Origin of the sequence: Sphaerisporangium melleum (genome assembly GCF_014646695.1) — a bacterium.
In the GTDB taxonomy this organism is placed as follows: domain Bacteria; phylum Actinomycetota; class Actinomycetes; order Streptosporangiales; family Streptosporangiaceae; genus Sphaerisporangium; species Sphaerisporangium melleum.
The window spans coordinates 1-14569 of record NZ_BMNT01000076.1 but is presented as its reverse complement, the minus strand read 5'-3'; the positions used below and the strand labels follow the sequence as shown (position 1 = coordinate 14569).

At 71.3% G+C, this 14569-nt stretch carries 15 protein-coding genes; 7 read left to right on the top strand and 8 right to left on the bottom strand.

The window, feature by feature from the left end:
- Window positions 1–202: 202 nt before the first annotated feature.
- The 3 genes from IEY93_RS36555 to IEY93_RS36545 form a co-directional block, all read right to left on the bottom strand.
- Window positions 203–367: a DUF397 domain-containing protein gene (locus tag IEY93_RS36555; protein ID WP_308425766.1), complete on the bottom strand. Its 165-nt coding sequence runs from the start codon at window positions 365–367 to the stop codon at window positions 203–205.
- Between the two features lie 105 nt (window positions 368–472).
- On the bottom strand, window positions 473–667 hold the full coding sequence (locus IEY93_RS36550) for a DUF397 domain-containing protein (protein ID WP_189167749.1): 195 nt from the start codon (window positions 665–667) through the stop codon (window positions 473–475).
- Entirely contained in the window at window positions 601–1446 is an 846-nt protein-coding gene (locus IEY93_RS36545) for a helix-turn-helix domain-containing protein (protein ID WP_189167748.1), read from the bottom strand. Before IEY93_RS36545 ends, IEY93_RS36550 begins: the two co-directional genes overlap by 67 nt.
- A gap of 285 nt (window positions 1447–1731) precedes the next feature.
- Between IEY93_RS36545 and IEY93_RS36540 the strand changes: the two genes are divergently transcribed.
- Window positions 1732–2064: an ATP-binding protein gene (locus IEY93_RS36540; RefSeq protein ID WP_189167747.1), complete on the top strand. Its 333-nt coding sequence runs from the start codon at window positions 1732–1734 to the stop codon at window positions 2062–2064.
- A gap of 31 nt (window positions 2065–2095) precedes the next feature.
- On the opposite strand, the gene IEY93_RS36535 is transcribed toward IEY93_RS36540, so the two are convergent.
- Window positions 2096–2587: a MarR family winged helix-turn-helix transcriptional regulator gene (locus IEY93_RS36535; RefSeq protein WP_189167746.1), complete on the bottom strand. Its 492-nt coding sequence runs from the start codon at window positions 2585–2587 to the stop codon at window positions 2096–2098.
- Between the two features lie 70 nt (window positions 2588–2657).
- Between IEY93_RS36535 and IEY93_RS36530 the strand changes: the two genes are divergently transcribed.
- Together IEY93_RS36530 and IEY93_RS36525 are read left to right on the top strand one after the other, a co-directional pair.
- Entirely contained in the window at window positions 2658–3869 is a 1212-nt protein-coding gene (locus IEY93_RS36530) for an MFS transporter (protein WP_189167745.1), read from the top strand.
- Window positions 3870–3936: 67 nt separating this feature from the next.
- Window positions 3937–4911, top strand: a complete 975-nt coding sequence (locus IEY93_RS36525) for a zinc-binding dehydrogenase (protein ID WP_189167744.1) — start codon at window positions 3937–3939, stop codon at window positions 4909–4911.
- 139 nt (window positions 4912–5050) lie between these two features.
- On the opposite strand, the gene IEY93_RS36520 is transcribed toward IEY93_RS36525, so the two are convergent.
- Window positions 5051–6424 (bottom strand): MFS transporter, encoded by a 1374-nt coding sequence (locus IEY93_RS36520; protein ID WP_229691767.1) that lies wholly within the window; start codon window positions 6422–6424, stop codon window positions 5051–5053.
- Between the two features lie 376 nt (window positions 6425–6800).
- On the opposite strand from IEY93_RS36520, the gene IEY93_RS36515 reads away from it, so the two are divergent.
- Together IEY93_RS36515 and IEY93_RS36510 are read left to right on the top strand one after the other, a co-directional pair.
- Window positions 6801–7805 (top strand): ArsR/SmtB family transcription factor, encoded by a 1005-nt coding sequence (locus tag IEY93_RS36515; RefSeq protein WP_229691766.1) that lies wholly within the window; start codon window positions 6801–6803, stop codon window positions 7803–7805.
- 298 nt (window positions 7806–8103) lie between these two features.
- Window positions 8104–8715, top strand: coding sequence for a pentapeptide repeat-containing protein (locus IEY93_RS36510; RefSeq protein ID WP_189167743.1), 612 nt, complete (start codon window positions 8104–8106; stop codon window positions 8713–8715).
- Window positions 8716–9316: 601 nt separating this feature from the next.
- Here the strand turns inward: IEY93_RS36510 and IEY93_RS36505 are convergent.
- Window positions 9317–9523: a hypothetical protein gene (locus IEY93_RS36505; protein ID WP_189167742.1), complete on the bottom strand. Its 207-nt coding sequence runs from the start codon at window positions 9521–9523 to the stop codon at window positions 9317–9319.
- Window positions 9524–9607: 84 nt separating this feature from the next.
- Here IEY93_RS36505 and IEY93_RS36500 point away from each other — a divergent pair, with 84 nt between their 5' ends.
- Window positions 9608–11632, top strand: coding sequence for an ABC transporter ATP-binding protein (locus tag IEY93_RS36500; protein ID WP_189167741.1), 2025 nt, complete (start codon window positions 9608–9610; stop codon window positions 11630–11632).
- A 224-nt stretch (window positions 11633–11856) separates the two neighbouring features.
- On the opposite strand, the gene IEY93_RS36495 is transcribed toward IEY93_RS36500, so the two are convergent.
- Window positions 11857–12297, bottom strand: coding sequence for a MerR family transcriptional regulator (locus IEY93_RS36495; protein ID WP_189167740.1), 441 nt, complete (start codon window positions 12295–12297; stop codon window positions 11857–11859).
- A gap of 120 nt (window positions 12298–12417) precedes the next feature.
- On the bottom strand, window positions 12418–13074 hold the full coding sequence (locus IEY93_RS36490; RefSeq protein ID WP_189167739.1) for a TetR/AcrR family transcriptional regulator: 657 nt from the start codon (window positions 13072–13074) through the stop codon (window positions 12418–12420).
- 70 nt (window positions 13075–13144) lie between these two features.
- Here IEY93_RS36490 and IEY93_RS36485 point away from each other — a divergent pair, with 70 nt between their 5' ends.
- Window positions 13145–14485: a GH1 family beta-glucosidase gene (locus IEY93_RS36485; protein ID WP_189167738.1), complete on the top strand. Its 1341-nt coding sequence runs from the start codon at window positions 13145–13147 to the stop codon at window positions 14483–14485.
- Window positions 14486–14569: the final 84 nt, after the last annotated feature.

The following is a 14569-nucleotide window of genomic DNA, read 5'->3' as shown; positions in this document are numbered from 1 at the left end:
GACATCGAAGTCGAGATCTTCAACGCCGACATCTGGGCCACCGACCCCGACGAGGTGGTCGCCACGATGAAGCGACGCTTCGCCACGCTGATCGGCTGACCGCCCCGCCCTCGACCCGCATCAAGGTCGAGGCCGGCCACCGAGGAGATACCTGGCCCTAGGTGCCGCACCCACCGGCGCCGTCCATCCCGCCATCAGGCCGTCACCGCGTCAACTCAGCAAGAAAGGCATGCCACTCGCCGGCGCCGACCACCAACACCGGACCGTCCGGGCTCTTACTGTCCCGCACGGCCACGCATCCCGGCGCCTTCGCCGTCTCCACACATTGGCCACCGCTCGACCCCGAATAGGACGACTTCCGCCACATCATGCTGGTCAGGGCCATTTCTTGACCACTTCCTCGATGACCTGGAGCGGCGCTTTCCATCGTCCATCGTGGCTCCACGCGAACTCCCCCTGCTGTCATCGCCGGTCAGACGATCTCGCTCTTCACCGCAGCAACAAAAGCGCGCCAGCCCTCAGCGACCACGACCACCACCGGCCCGCCCGGAATCTTGCTGTCGCGCACCCCCATCAGCCCCGTCCGCCCGGTCGCGACCTCTACGCACGACCCTCCGTCCGAGCCCGACCACGACGACTTCCGCCACACCGCCGCATTCCAGTCCATCTACGCATCTCCCTTTCTATGAGCTTGAGACTCATGTGCTGAGGAAGCGCCTCGACGCGCAGGGCGTCGTACCGCTCAGTGATCGACCGCACCGTCTCGGGATCGTCGGTTACCTCTCCTTTTATAGAAGACTCCGCCCATACCGTTGTCCAGTGCCCGGCCAGCTCACTGATGACGAAGGCACTCATCAGACCGCATGTCGAACCCGCTCCATAGGGCAAGATCTGGATGCTCACCTGCCGCCGTACCGCCATCTCCAGCAGGTGGGCCAGTTGCCCACTCATCACCTCGGGGCCACCGATGGGGCGGTGCAGAACCCCCTCGTCGAGGATGCACCACACGCGCGGAGGCTCCGGCTTCGAAAACACCGACTTTCGCTGTAGACGTGTGGCGAGCCGTTGTTCCAGTACCTCGCGAGTGACTCCAGGCTCACCCATGAGCACGTGTCGCGCATAGGCTTCGGTCTGCATCAGACCAAAGACGAGAAGCGGATCCCAGGCACGCACGGCGGTCGCTTCCTGTTCAGCCTCCAGTCCGCTGCGGAACCACCGAGGAGCGGCGTCCTTCCATCGATCGGCCAGGAGCCACAACTCAGAGAGCACGCAATCCAGGCCGAATACCTGGTCGCAGCGCACGGCGAAATCTCTCTCCGGCTTTCGTGCCGCTCTCTCCACCATCCCCACCATGCTGGCCGAGAACAGAATCCTCCCGGCCAGTTCTTTTTGGGTGAGATTCGCCGCCAAGCGATGCCGCCGAACTTCAGCACCGAATCGTGCCAATGGCGAACTATCAGGATTGAGGGCGATAGGTAGCGGCACATGGCCTCCTGCATGTCCCAGATCACACCTCCGAGACACCAGATGGTGTGTTCACAGTGCAACCATTCGACTGCGTACGGTAGCGAAGGATGGCCAACCTTGGGGGAGGAATCGGCAGATGACATAGGCGTCCTACAGAGTTCACAGGACTCCGTGTGTCACCTCGAGCGAAGCGAGGTTCGCATGGTGGTGAAAAGCTCGTCAGATCTCCTGGGGGCGCTGGATCTGGTCGGGAGGGAGGCGTCCGTGCCGGTGGCACGGGCGTTCGTGCGGACCATGCTGGGGGCGGAGCACCCGATACTGGACGAGGTGACGCTGCTCGCGTCGGAGCTGACGACCAACGCCGTCGTCCACTCCCGCTCCCGGGGCAGCGGCGACGTGACGATCAGTCTCGCGCAGTGCGGGCACATCGTGCGGCTGACGGTGCGCGACGCGGGTGCCGACACCAGGCCGCAGGTCTGCGACGATCTCGACGGCGAAGGCGGGCGCGGACTGTTCCTGGTGGAGCAGATCTCGCGGCGCTGGGGAGTGGACGAGGACGGCGACGGACGGGCCGTCTGGTGCGAGGTCGAGTTCTGACGCCGGCCGCTTCTTCGCGGGGGGCAGGGGGTCAGCGGGTGGACTCGGCCTGGATGAGCATGCGTTTGAGCAGGGCGATCAGGGTGTCCTGCTCGGCGTGGGTCAGGGGGTGGACCATGCCGTCCTCGGCGGCGCCGCGCAGCTCCATGGCGGCGTACCAGCGGGCATGCCCCTGATCGGTGAGCTCGACGTCGACCCGCCGGCGGTCCTCGACGCCGCGCAGCCTGCGTACCAGGCCGGCGTTCTCCAGGGTCTCAAGGCGCCCGGTCATGCCGGCCGGCGAGACCATCAGCTCGGCGGCCAGCTCGGACGGCGTCGCCCGCCAGGGCTCACCCCTGGCCACGAGGCGGTGCAGGGTCTCGAACTCGAAACCCTGCAGGCCGACCTCGGCCAGCGCGCGGTCCTTGACATGCGCGACATGGCGGGCCAGGAGCTGGATGCGCGTGATGATCGCCTCGACCCGTTCGTCGAACGGCGCCTTGTCACGCCACCGCGCCAGATGCCGATCGACGGAGTCCTCCATCCCGTCAGTATGCTACGCCGACAAGTATTTCGTTGACAAAAGATTAGCTAGCGAAATAAGTTCTCGGCCCATGAGCTCCCCCGTACGCCGCCTGCTCATCGGGCGGACCATCGCAGCCCTGGCGACCGCACTGATCCCGACCACGCTGACCCTCGCGGTCGTCCGCGCCACCGGCTCCGCCGGCGACCTCGGGCTCGTCCTCGCCTGCGAGATGATCCCGATGCTTCTCCTGCTCCCGGTCGCCGGGGTGGTCGCCGACCGCTTCGCGCCGCAGCGGGTCGTCCTCGCGGCCGACCTGGCGCGCGGCGCGGCACAGCTCGGCGTCGCGGCCGAACTGCTCGCGGGCGTGGTGCGCATCCCGAACCTCGCGGTGCTGTCGGCGATCACCGGCGCGGGGCTGGCCCTCGGGACGCCCGTGGTGCGGACGCTGGTGGTGGCCGTGGTCGCCGATCAGGAGCGGCTGCGCGTGAACGCGCGCATCGGCGTGGCCCAGGGGCTCGCCCAGGTGGCGGCCCCCGCCACGGCCGGCGCGCTCGTCCTCGCCCTCGGGCCGGGCTGGTCCTCGCTGCTCACCGCCGGGCTGTTCGCCGTCTCCGCGCTGACGCTCGGCGGGCTGCGCCCCGCCCGTGCCGTCCGGCGAGGGCCACGCGGATCGTTCTTCACCGACCTGCGCGAAGGATGGGTCGAGACCCGTCGGCACCCGTGGTTCCTGGCCAGCGTGCTGGGCCACGGAGTGTGGCACCTGGCCGCCGGTTTCCTGCTGACGCTCGGTCCGCTGATCGCCGTGCGCGACCTCGGCGGCGAGGCGTCATGGGTACTGATCACGCAGCTCGGCACCGTCGGCATGCTGGTGGGCGTCTACGCCGCGCCGCGACTGCCGGTCCGCCGGCCACTCGCGGCCGTCGCGGTCGGCGCCGCCGTCTACGCGCTCCCGCTGGCGGCCTTCGGCCCGCCGATGCCGCTGGCAGTGGTCGCCGCAGCCTACTGCGTCGCCATGTTCGGGCTCGGCATGCTGAGCCCGCTGTGGGAGACGTCGTTGCAGCAGCGCATCCCCGAGGAGGCTCTGGGCCGGGTGGGGGCGTTCGACGGGCTCATCTCCTTCGCCGCGCGGCCGCTCGGCCTGGCCGTCGCCGCGCCCGTCGCCGCCGTGACGGGCACGGCGGCGCCACTGGTCGCCGGGGCGGTCCTGGTCGCCGCCGCCAACCTCGCCGTGCTCGCCCTACCGGACGTCCGCCGCGCACCCGCGCGGACGTTCACTGGTGCGGGTGCCCGGCCACATTGACTTCACCTTTGGTTGAGGTTTGAGACTGCCACTGGGCGACGGTCGTCCAGTGAGAGGAAGTGGCGGCATGCGTGCTGTGCGAGTGGAGCGGTTCGGCGGGCCCGAGGTGCTGGTGGCCGCGGAGGTGCCAGATCCGGTGGCCGAACCGGGACATGTCGTGCTCGACGTCGCGGCGGCCGACACCCTGTTCGTCGAGACACAGATCCGCGCCGGGGCGGCGCGGCAGTGGTTCGCGGTCGAGCCGCCGTACGTGCCGGGCGGAGCGGTGGCCGGGCGGGTGATCGCCATGGGCGAGGGAGTGGACGCCGCGTGGGCCGGACGGACGGTCACGGCGTGCACCCCGGACGCCCAGGGCGGGTACGCCGAGCGGGTGGCCGTCCCTGCGCAGGCGCTGATCTCCGTCCCGGACGGGCTGCACGTCACATGGGCGGCGGCCCTCATGCACGACGGCGTGACGGGGCTCTCGGTCTTCGACGCGGCCGAGGTCAAGCCGGGTGACCGGGTGCTGGTCACGGCGGCGGCCGGCGGCATGGGCATCCTGCTCGTCCAGCTCGCGCGGGCGGCCGGGGCGTGGGTGGCCGCGGCGGCGCGCGGGGAGCGCAAGCTGGACCTCGCCCGGCGAATGGGCGCCGACCTCGCCGTCGACTACACCGAGCACGGCTGGACCGAGCACGTCCGCGAGGCGGCCGACGGCGCCGGCCCCGACGTGGTGTTCGACGGTGCGGGTGGTCAGATCGGGCAGGCGGCGTTCGCGATCGCCGCCCGGGGCGCCCGATTCTCGGCACACGGCGCGGCCGGCGGCGGCTTCAGCGTGATCGACCCGGTGGAGGCGGGCCGGCGCAAGATCACCGTGCGTGGCATCCAGGAGGTACAGCTCGATATGGCCGAGCGCAATCGGCTGGCCGAGCGGGCCATGGCCGAGGCCGCGGCGGGCCGGCTGGAGCCGGTCGTCGGCCGCACCTTCCCCCTTGACCGGGCCGCCGAGGCGCATGCGGCGATCGAGGCACGAAAGGTCCCCGGCAAGACGCTGCTGCTGCCCTGATATTCGGAGGCGTCCAGATTCCCTGAACTCACCGCCCGGCTCAACCTTTCCGAACCTCGGTGACGGCCGCTCCACCCTCGCCGACCTGGGCGGGCGGAGCGGCTTCCGCGGGTCGTGGCGACTGTCCGGACCGTGAGAGCTACGCGTTCTGTGCGGGCCCCGCGGTACGTCCGGGTTCTGCGGGCGGTGCCGGGTCCGTTTGCTCCGGGCGGAGGTGGGGGGCGAGGGCGAGGGCCGCGAGGACGGCCGCGCCGCCCATGACGGCGATGGCGAGGTGGGCGGGGAGCAGTTCGGTGACCGCGCCCGCGAGCGCCGCACCGAGGCCCTGGGTGGTCATCTGGCCGGAGGTGAACAGGCCGAACGCCTGGCCGAGGGCGTCCGGCGGCGCGGCGTCCACGAAGCGGCGCTGGAGACCGAGGTTGTAGGCCAGGCACATCCCGGTCAGCACGCCGAGCACCAGGCACCACGCAAGCGAGGGCCGCGTGGCGAAGGCGGCCAGCGGCATCCCCATGGCCACGGCGAGCGGGAAGGACAGCCGCTCACGCAGGTCCGGCGCGGCGAACCTCCCGACGATGAAGTCCCCGAGCGCCATCCCGACCGCGAACGCCGCGAGCACGAGCCCCGCCTGGGACGGCACGCCACGCTCGCCAAGGTAGGGGACGACGAGCGCTTCGGCGCCGGCTATGAACATCACCGGGATCCAGTTGCAGAGCATCAGCGCGCGGACACGCCGGTCGGCCAGCAGCCGGCGGTTGACCCGCAGCGACGCGCGCACCGCGTTCCCCTCGGCCGCATGGCCGCCTCGGGTTCCCTGCCTTGCCCCGTACTGCTCGCGACCGGTCGCCGTCCCGCCGCCACCGATCTCCGTACTCCCCGCGGTGGGCCGATCCACCCCGTCCGCCGTGGCTTCCGCTCTGCTCGGCGACGGGCGGACGGCGGTGGGGACGGCCGCGCGGGGCGGGCGGTCCGGCAGGCCGAGGCGCAGGACGATCGCACTCGCCCCGGACAGCGCCGCGGTGATCAGCAGCGCTCCCCCGGGACCTGCCAGGGACAGGACGGCGCCCCCGGCGGCCAGGCCGCCGATCTGCGCACCGGCCGAGGTGACCGTGAGCACCGAGCGGCCGAGCACGAAGGAGTCCCCCGGGAGCAGTTCGGGGAGCGCGGCGGTGCGTGCGGCGCCGAACACCGGGTTGAGGGCCCCGGTGACCACGACCACCGCCAGCATCGCCCACACGGGCAGTCCGGCGAAGCCCAGCACGAGGCAGACGGCGACCCGGACCAGCTCTCCCGTGATCATCAGGCGCCGGGGACGGATCCGGTCGGCGAGCGAGAGCAGGAACGTCCCGCCGATGACGTACGGCAGGAACCCGCTCATGTAGGCCATCGCGGACAGCCCGGCCGAGCCGCTGCGCTGGTACACCAGCGCGGCGAAGGCCAGCATCTTCACCGCGTCGCCCATCACGAGCAGGGCGAAGCTCCCGTACAGGACGCGGAACTCCGGCACGGCGAACACTTCGCCGAACGTGGCCCTGCGCCCCGGCCCCGTCCCGGTTTCCTCCCCGCCCGCCCGATCCGTGCCGGGAACCGTCCCTCGGGCCGTCTCGGTCACCGCGCCGCTCGTGCGGTCCGCCTCCGGCACCCTCTCGCGCGTCCGGTCACCCTCCGGTACCGTCCCGCGGGTTCGGCCCGTCCCGGCTGCCGCACCGCTCGTGCGATCCGCCGGGGCCGCCCCTCCTGGCCCGTCGCCGGTCTCGGTTCGCACGCCGTGGGTGCGATCTGCTTCGGTCACCGCCACCTCCCGCGACGATGCTGCGGCGCACGAGCGACGAAGGCTAAGGTTTCGGAAATGACCGAAAGGTCAGGTCGGCCGGGCTGGAGCGAGGTGTGCGGTGGGGAGGACGATCCGCATCGAGGTGAGCCCGCAGGACGTCATGACCAGCCGGTTCGCCGTCTCGCCGCTCATCGAGACCATGCACGCGCTGTGGCTGCTGTGCGGCGGTCAGGAGGCGGGCGTCCACCGGGAGTGGGTGGTACGGCACCGGCCGGCCTACGAGCGGCTGCGCGCGGAACTGCCGGCCCTGACGGCGCTGGTCGCGCTCTTCCGGCGCGGCGAGTACAACGCCGACTTCATCGCGCCGCCGCCTTCGGGGGTCGGGGTCTCGTTCGAGGAGGAGCTGGCCGTCATGCGGGCCACTCCCCTCGCCCAGGCCAGGGACGAGATCGCGCGCAACCTGCGGGGCGGCCCCCCGCCCGCGCCGCACCTGCGAGCCGTGCTGGACCGGCCGGACATCGTCGAACTACTGGCGGAGGTGCTCAGCGCGGCCTGGACGCGGATCGTGGCGCCCGACTGGCCGCGCTTCCGGGCCATCCTGGAGGGCGACGTCGTCCACCGCGCCGGGCGCCTGGCGGCCTACGGGTGGGCGGCCGCGCTGGAGGGCCTCAGCTCGCGGGTGCGCTGGCGTGCGGACGACGGGGACGGCCACCTCGCGGTGCGCATGAAGGGTCCGGGACATGACGAGCGGCATCGGCTGGGCGGGCGCGGCCTGCTGTTCGTGCCGAGCGTCCTCGGGCCGGGCGTCGGGGCGTACCTGGAGGACGCCTGGCCGTACGCGCTGGTCTACCAGGCCCGCGGGATCGCCGCGCCCGCCGCGCCGCGCGGCGGGCCGGCCCGGCTCATCGGCGCGACCCGCGCGGCGATCCTGCTGCGGCTGCCCGCGACGACGACGCAGCTCGCCGCGCTGCTCGACATGAGCGTCGGCGGGATAGGCGACCACGTGGCGGCGCTGCGGGAGGCCGGGCTGATCACCGGCACCCGGGTGGGCCGCTCGGTCCTCTACCACCGCACCCCCCTCGGCGACGCCCTCGCCGAGGGGAGCGCGGCGGTCAGCCCTTGAGGACCGCGCTGCGCCCGCCCCTTGAGGACCGCGCCGCGCCCGCCGCCCCGTCGCCCGGACGCCCCGAGGACCTGGGCCGGCCCGTCCACCTGTGACCGTCAATGGCCGGTGACCGGCTCCTTCGTGTTCGCCGAGCAGCGAGCCGACGTCCGGCGCCGGCCGGGCATGGACCGCGGCGCCATGAATCGCCGCCGGTGCGGCCGTCGGACGGATTGTCGGTGCGGCGTTCTAGGGTGAGGCGCCAGCCACGCCGGCCGGAAGCCGACCGGCGGCCGAGCAGAAAGGACGTCCGACGCCGATGCCCACCCGCCGTCCGGTGCCCGAGACGCACACATCGATCGAGTCCGACGAGTGGGACGGGCGCGACCTGTCCGGCGAACGGCACGATCAGGTCGCCTTCGTGGACGTGGACATGACCGAGGTGCTCGACGAGGGCTCGGTGTTCACCGGCTGCGTGTTCCGCAACGTGCGGTTCAACGCCTCGCGGCACTCCGACGCGGCGTTCCTCAACTGCTCCTTCATCCGCTGCACCTTCTTCGACGCCACCTTCACCGGCTGCAAGATGGTCGGCAGCGTGTTCGACGGCTGCACCTTCGACCTGCTGAAGGTCGAGGGGGGTGACTGGTCGTTCGTCGCACTCGACGGCGCCGGCCTGCGGGGCACGTCGTTCACCGGCGTTCGCATGCGCGAGGCCGACCTCACCGGCGCCCGCCTCGCCGGCGCCACGCTGACCGGGGTGGACCTGTCGGGCGCGTCGCTGAGCCGGGCCGATCTGTCCGGCTGCGACCTGCGCGGCAGCGATCTGTCCTCACTCGATCCGGAGAGCGTCACCCTGCGGGACGCCGTGGTCGACGTACGTCAGGCCGTGCTCATCGCCACCGCCCTCGGCCTCGACGTCCGCAGCGAGTGACCGCAGGGGACGAGATCCGGCCACCGGCAGGCCCCGCCCCGGGCTCCGTGGAGTTCACGGAGCCTGCGGAGCATGGGAGCCGTCCGCCGCGTTGCGCGCATTTCCGGTCACGATTCGCATAGTTGAAGGCCGTCGAACGCCGCGCATCGGGACATCGGGCTTTCCGCGGGTGAATCGTGATTTGCAGCGCTGCGACCACAGTGGGCGCTGTCAAGGGACCGCTCGTCGCACGATCCGCGCAATGTGCAGATTTTCATGAAATACCACCTTCCGTAATTGTGACCGTATTGGTTACCCTGCTCTGATCACGCACAGGGAAGGTGCCCGGACCGCCGACACCGGGCCGGCACGTTCCCGCGCGAGGCACGGCTCGCCGGGCGGAGTCCGGTGATCGAACGGCAGGAGATCGACGGTGGAGCGCAGACCGGTCCACGCCCTTCTCGCGACCTCTCGTGGAAAATGCCTGCTCGAAACCGGTTTACGGCTGGGCCGCTACATACGAAGCGTGATATGGCCAGGCCATGCCTGCGATCTTTCATCACGGAAGGTAAGATTCCCCGAGCACCGGCTCTCCGGGCGACGTCCGGGCGGGCACGGCACCTCACGTCGGGAGACGCAGATGGACACCGTCGATCTCGAAGACCTGGGCCTCGAGCTCCTGCTCATCGCCGCGCTGCATGACGAGGCCGAGCGGCTCGCGGCCGATCTTCGCGAGCCCGCGGGCGTTCCCCGATGGTCCGCTCCCCGGCTTCCTGCGGTGCCTTCGCAGGGCCCGCCGGGCCGGTCCCCGCACGACATAAGCCACCATCCTCGATAATTGCCACCTTCAACTTAAAAGGCACCTTTACCACCGCAGCTTTAAATTGTCGGTGGCGCCGGTCACACTGCGACCATGGCCGACCTTCCCTCCGAGCCGTCCCCGGTGGACGGCTCCCCGCAGAAGAACGCCGCGCCCTCGCCACTCGCCCACCCCGCCCCTCCCGGTGCGACGCCGCGCGATGCCGCCGTGCCGGCCCTCGACGAGGCGCCGATCGAGCTGGCCGAGGTCACCGTGAGCGACTGGTACGCGCACGCCGAGACGATGAGCGGCATCGGGTTCCTCACCGTCGCCCGCAGGCTTCCCGCGCTCATAGGTCACGCCGTCCGCCTGGCCTGGCAGGCCAGCCCCCGTGACACCATCGCCACCATCACGCTCAGCGTGCTGGGCGGCGTGTTCACCGCCTTCGGCCTGCTCGCCACCACCGGCGTGCTGCAGGCCCTGTTCGCGGCCGGCCCGACGCCCGACCGGGTCAGGGCGGCGCTGCCCAGCCTGCTGCTGGTCGGCGCCGCCGCGACCCTGCGCACCGGCCTGCAGGCCGCGGCGGGCTGGGCGCAGTCGCGCCTCGACCCCCAGGTCAGCCGCATCGCCGAGATGCAGCTCTACGAGCTGACCAGCCAGATCGACCTCATCCGCTACGACGACGCCGATTTCCACGACGCGCTCGAACGGGCGAGCAACCGCGGCGTCGGCACGGCCGACAGCGTGGTCAGCGGCACGATCAACGTGCTCACCGCGCTCATCGGCATCGGCGCCGCCGCCGGTGTGCTCGGCATCCTGCACCCGGTGCTGCTGCCGCTGCTCCTGCTGGCCGTCCTGCCCGACGCCTGGGCCGCCGTCCGCACGGCCCGCTTGCGCTACGCGACGATGTTCTCCCTGGTGCCCGTGCGCCGCCGCAAGTGGATCCTCAGCGATCTCATGGCGGCGCGCACCACCGCTGCCGAGGTCCGCTCGTTCACCATGCGCCGCTTCCTCATGCGGCTGTACAACGCCGTGGCGACCGCCGAGCAGGAGGCGGACCTGCGCATGGCCCGGCGCCAGATGCTGGCGCGGCTCATCGGCGAGGCACTGGGCGGTGTCGGCACCTCGATCGTGTACGTCGCGCTCGGCGTGCTGCTCGCCACCGGCGCCGTGCCGCTGGCCGTGGCCGGCACCGCGGTGCTGGCCATCCGCTCCGGCCAGAGTTACCTGGCGAATCTCATGTTCTCCACCAACCGGCTGTACGAGGAAGGGCTCTACTTCACCGACTTCCTGGACTTCTGCCAGGAGGCCCGGCAGCGGACCGGCCCGCCGCGGGTCCGCGAGGCGCCGGGCGGTTTCGAGCGCATCACCGTCGAGGACATCACGTTCGCCTACCCCGGCAAGGAGGAGGCGGCCCTGCGCGGAGTGTCCATCCATCTCGACCGCGGCGAAGTGGTCGCGCTCGTCGGCGAGAACGGCTCCGGCAAGACCACCCTGTCCAAGATCATGGCAGGGCTGTACGACCCGCAGGAGGGGCGGGTCCGCTGGGACGACGTGGACATCGCCGAGGTCGACCCCGACGAGCTGCGGCGGCACATCGCGGTCATCGCCCAGGACCACACCCGCTGGCCGCTCACCGCCCGGGACAACATCTGCATGGGCCTGGAGAAGGGCGAGGCGGCGCTGCGCTCGGCGGCCGAGGTCGCCGGAGCCGACCAGGTGATCGCCGAGCTGCCGCACGGCTACCGCACCCTGCTCGACCGCCGGTTCAAGGACGGGCACGAGCCGTCCGGCGGCCAGTGGCAGCGCATCGCGGTGGCCCGCGGCTTCTACCGCGACGCACCGCTGCTGATCTGCGACGAGCCGACGGCGGCGTTGGACGCCCGCGCCGAGCACGCGCTGTTCGAGCGCATCCGCGGGCACGCCGACGGGCGCACCGTTCTGCTGATCACCCACCGCCTGGCCAGCGTCCGCTACGCCGACCGCATCTACGTGCTCGACCACGGTAGGGTCGCCGAGCAGGGCACGCACGAGGAGCTCATGACCCTCGGCGGCATCTACGCCGAGCTCTACACCCTCCAGGCCAGCGCCTACGACTCCGCCCACGACCACCAGGAGCCCACCCCCGACCCGGTGTGACCGCCGCCGAAGCCAGGGCGAGGGCGACCACCGGGATCATCCGGAACGGCCGCCCTCCGCAGACGGCCGGCCCAGGCCGTACGACTCCGGCGCCGCGCCCCGTGCTATTCCGGGCGCGGCGTGGTCGGCGAGTCGGCCAGGCGTCGATGATCGGAGTGAAGTCCCGGCCGGTCCATTCGTTGACGAAGGCGGTGAACGACGCCCAGAAACGCGTAGCCGTGGCCTCAGTGGGAGGCGTGCTCCTCGGAGGTCTTGTGAGAGGCAGGCTCGGGGAGTGGGGGGTCGGAGTCCACCTCGGCTCGCAGGGCGAGGACGTCACGGTAGTACTGGATCTTGCGGCGGATGGCGGTCTGGCGTTCCCTGAGCAGGGCGATCTGCTCCTCGACCTCCTGGTCGTGGGCTTCCAGCAGGGTGATGCGGTCGCCGATGGTCTCCTCTCCGTCGCGCACCAGCGCGGCGAAGCGCAGCATCTCGGCGATCGGCATCCCGGTGTCCCGCAGGCACCGCACCATGCCGAGCCAGCCGACGTCCTCCTCGCTGAACCGCCGTTGTCCCGCGGAGTTGCGCTCGACGCGTTCGAGCAGGCCGATGCGCTCGTAGTAGCGGAGGGTGTCGATACTGAAGCCGGTCTCCTCCGCGACTTGTCCCGGTGTGTACACGCTCACCCCCCGAGGATGTCACCTGGAGTGCACTCCAGGTCAACCACTCCGCTCCCCGCGAACCCGCCCCCGCGCCGCCTCCCCGTCGATCTTCGACCTCCGCGGCCCCCGAGCCGTACAGAGAGGTCAGCGTTCCGGGATGTGGTCGGCCAGGTAGCGCCGGATGAGCCGCCGGCACTCGGCGATGAGGCCGGGGTCACCCTCGGGATGGACGCGGAACGCCAGCTTGATCACCGCGTCGGCGGCCTCCACGGCGACGACCAGGGCGCGGTCGAGCCCGGGCCCGCGCGGAGCGCCGAGCAGGTCGATGACGAGCACCCTGAGCCGGTCGGCGACGATGACGTTGTTCTCCAGCGCGGCGTTCAGCAGGCGGTTGGTGCCCTTCATCGGCGGGCCACCGGGGAAGGGCATGATCTCTCCGAAGTCCACGATCGCGAACCCCGGAGTGGTGCGCTTCATCGCCACGAACTCGTCGACGGCGAGGTCCACGGCGTCGGTCCAGTCGGAGATCTCTTCCTCGCCCAGGCGGACGGCGAGCCGGTCGAGGAAGGCGTCGAGGTTGCGCAGCGCGAGGGCCCGCACCAGCCCTTGTTTGTCCGGGAAGAACTGGTAGAACGTCCCGATCGGCACGGCCGCCCTGCGAGCGACCTCCTTGGTGGTCAGCCCGTCGTATCCGACCTCGTCCAGAAGCCGTGCGCACTCGTCCAGCATTCGCTCGACCCGTTCGACGCTGCGCCGCTGGGCCGGACGGCGGCGGAGCGTCCCTGCGGAGACGTTCGTCATCTCACCATCATCCTCCCGAAACCGGTTGCTGCGCTTAACATGAGCGTTACTCATATCGCCGGAGGTCACCATGTTCCTTTGGGGTACGGCTACCGCGTCCTACCAGATCGAGGGCGCCGCGGCAGAGGACGGCCGGGGAGCGTCCATCTGGGACACCTTCGTCCGCGGACCCGGCCGGGTGCGCGATGGTCGGACCGGGGACGTCGCCTGTGATCACTACCATCGCTGGTCAGAGGATGTCACGCTCATGGCCGGTCTGGGCGTCAACTCCTATCGCTTGTCCATATCGTGGCCGAGAATCCACCCGCGCGGGCACGGCGAGGTCAACCGGGCCGGGCTCGACTTCTACGACCGGCTCGTCGACGCGCTGTGCGCCGCGGGCATCACCCCGGCGATCACCCTGTACCACTGGGACCTCCCCCAGGCCCTGGAGGACGAGGGGGGCTGGCTGAACCGCGACACCGCGCACCACCTGGCCGACTACGCGCACACGGTGTCGGCCCGCCTCGCCGACCGCGTGCCGCTGTGGATCACGCTCAACGAGCCGTTCGTGCACATGGTGTACGGCTACGCCCTCGGCACGCACGCGCCGGGCAGGACGCTGTTCCTGGACGCGCTGCCCGCCGCGCACCACCAGCTCCTCGGGCACGGCCTGGCCGCGCAGGCCCTGCGGGCGAACGGCGCGCGGCAGGTGCTGGTCACCAACAACTGCACCCCGGTCCGGCTGGCGTCCGGCTCACCGGAGGACGCGCGGGCGGCCGACGCCTACGACGCGCTGCACAACCGGTTGTTCAACGACCCGGTGCTGCTCGGGCGCTACCCGGATCTGTCGGCGTTCGGCGTGACCGCGCCGGCCGGCGTCCGGGACGGCGACCTGGAGATCATCGCCCAGCCCCTGGACGGGCTCGGGATCAACTATTACAACCCCACCCGCATCGCCGCGCCCGCACCGGGGGCCGACACCGGCGGGCTGCCGTTCGTGGACGCCGGGATCACCGGGTACCCGGTGACCGGCTTCGGCTGGCCGGTGGTGCCGGACGGGCTGCGTGAGCTGCTCACCGGCCTGAAGGCCCGCTACGGGGCGGCGCTGCCGCCGGTGTACGTCACCGAGAACGGCTGCTCCCAGCCGGACGAGCCCGGCCCGGACGGGGTGGTCGACGACCAGGAGCGCATCGCCTACCTGGACGGGCACATCGCCGCGCTGCACGCCGCCGTCGCCGAAGGGGTCGACGTGCGGGGGTACTACGTCTGGTCGCTGCTGGACAACTTCGAGTGGGCCGAAGGGTACGGCCAGCGGTTCGGGCTGGTCCACGTCGATTTCGCCACCCAGAAGCGCACGCCGAAGGCGTCCTACCACTGGCTGCGCGACCGTCTCGCCGCCGAGCGTGACCGGGCGGCCACGGCCGGCTGACCCCTGCTAGTGGCGGAGAGTCTTATTCAGAACGTGGGAATTCCAGGCGGAGCCCTGGGTGATCTGGCCTGTTAGCCCCGTTCG

Excerpts from the sequence above, each read along its gene's own strand:
- IEY93_RS36555 (WP_308425766.1), bottom strand. The coding sequence starts at position 367 with ATGTGGCGGAAGTCGTCCTATTCGGGGTCGAGCGGTGGCCAATGTGTG.
- IEY93_RS36550 (WP_189167749.1), bottom strand. The coding sequence starts at position 667 with ATGGACTGGAATGCGGCGGTGTGGCGGAAGTCGTCGTGGTCGGGCTCG.
- IEY93_RS36535 (WP_189167746.1), bottom strand. The coding sequence starts at position 2,587 with ATGGAGGACTCCGTCGATCGGCATCTGGCGCGGTGGCGTGACAAGGCG.
- IEY93_RS36530 (WP_189167745.1), top strand. The coding sequence starts at position 2,658 with ATGAGCTCCCCCGTACGCCGCCTGCTCATCGGGCGGACCATCGCAGCC.
- IEY93_RS36525 (WP_189167744.1), top strand. The coding sequence starts at position 3,937 with ATGCGTGCTGTGCGAGTGGAGCGGTTCGGCGGGCCCGAGGTGCTGGTG.
- IEY93_RS36510 (WP_189167743.1), top strand. The coding sequence starts at position 8,104 with ATGCCCACCCGCCGTCCGGTGCCCGAGACGCACACATCGATCGAGTCC.
- IEY93_RS36505 (WP_189167742.1), bottom strand. The coding sequence starts at position 9,523 with ATGGTGGCTTATGTCGTGCGGGGACCGGCCCGGCGGGCCCTGCGAAGG.
- IEY93_RS36500 (WP_189167741.1), top strand. The coding sequence starts at position 9,608 with ATGGCCGACCTTCCCTCCGAGCCGTCCCCGGTGGACGGCTCCCCGCAG.
- IEY93_RS36490 (WP_189167739.1), bottom strand. The coding sequence starts at position 13,074 with ATGACGAACGTCTCCGCAGGGACGCTCCGCCGCCGTCCGGCCCAGCGG.
- IEY93_RS36485 (WP_189167738.1), top strand. The coding sequence starts at position 13,145 with ATGTTCCTTTGGGGTACGGCTACCGCGTCCTACCAGATCGAGGGCGCC.